The organism is Litchfieldia alkalitelluris, assembly GCF_002019645.1.
GTDB classification, from domain to species: Bacteria; Bacillota; Bacilli; order Bacillales; family Bacillaceae_L; genus Litchfieldia; species Litchfieldia alkalitelluris.
The window spans coordinates 1-571 of sequence record NZ_KV917374.1; the positions used below are offsets into that span (position 1 = coordinate 1).

Here is a 571-nt window from a genome sequence, read left to right on the forward strand (position 1 = left end):
TCACCCGTCCGCCGCTAATTAAAGGAAGCAAGCTTCCTTTAATCCGCTCGACTTGCATGTATTAGGCACGCCGCCAGCGTTCATCCTGAGCCAGGATCAAACTCTCCAATAAGAGATATTTGAATGCTCAAATAAAAATTTAAAAATAGATTAAACGTTGACGCTTGTTTATTGTGTTCAGTTTTCAAAGAACTTTTTTAAAAACAACTTTATTAAGTTACCACTTTAAATTATTAATGTCAACATGTTTTTCACCAACAAAAACTTTTGTTAGATCAAACGAGTTAACTTAATCATTGTATCATAATACTTCTTCTTTGTCAACTTCTGTGAAGTTAACTTAGAAAATAAAAAGCAATCTTTAGGAGATTACTTGTTTCTTACGAGACAATAACCATCTTACCATATGCATTTCTCAATGTCAACTTCTACGAAGTTGTAAAATATGGTAAGCCTAGCGACGTCCTACTCTCACAGGGGGAATCCCCCAACTACCATCGGCGCTGAAGAGCTTAACTTCCGTGTTCGGTATGGGAACGGGTGTGACCTCTTCGCCATCATCACTAGACTT

General features: G+C 37.3%; 2 rRNA genes. Both read right to left on the reverse strand.

What is annotated here, in order from left to right:
• Nucleotides 1-112 (reverse strand): 16S ribosomal RNA (locus BK579_RS00005); the annotation flags it as partial.
• 340 nt (nt 113-452) lie between these two features.
• Nucleotides 453-568 (reverse strand): 5S ribosomal RNA (rrf, locus tag BK579_RS00010).
• Between the last annotated feature and the right edge of the window lie 3 nt (nt 569-571).